Source organism: Paraburkholderia piptadeniae, assembly GCF_900007165.1.
Lineage (GTDB): Bacteria > Pseudomonadota > Gammaproteobacteria > Burkholderiales > Burkholderiaceae > Paraburkholderia > Paraburkholderia piptadeniae.
In genome coordinates this window covers 814-1035 of the sequence record NZ_CYGY02000097.1, presented here as the reverse complement: position 1 = coordinate 1035, position 222 = coordinate 814, and the positions used below count along the sequence as shown (strand labels likewise).

Genomic DNA, 222 nt, shown 5'->3' with positions numbered 1-222 from the left:
CGGTTCCGCCAGACGCAGCGCAAACGGTGTGGGAACCACACCCCCCGGCCCGCGCACGAACAGCGGATCGCCGATCCGGCGGCGGAGCTTGGCGAGCGCATTGCTGACGCCGGGCTGGCTCATGTTCATCTGCTCGGCGACAGTCGCCACGCGCCGTTCCTGCATCAGCCGCTGGAAGAGCACCAACAGATTGAGGTCGATGTCACTCAGTTCCATGTCTCT

The 222-nt window shown here is 65.3% G+C and carries 1 protein-coding gene; it reads right to left on the bottom strand.

What is annotated here, in order from left to right:
• The coding region (locus BN2476_RS48805; protein ID WP_235851156.1) for a LysR family transcriptional regulator at positions 1-216 on the bottom strand (216 nt) is incomplete at its 3' end.
• Positions 217-222: the final 6 nt, after the last annotated feature.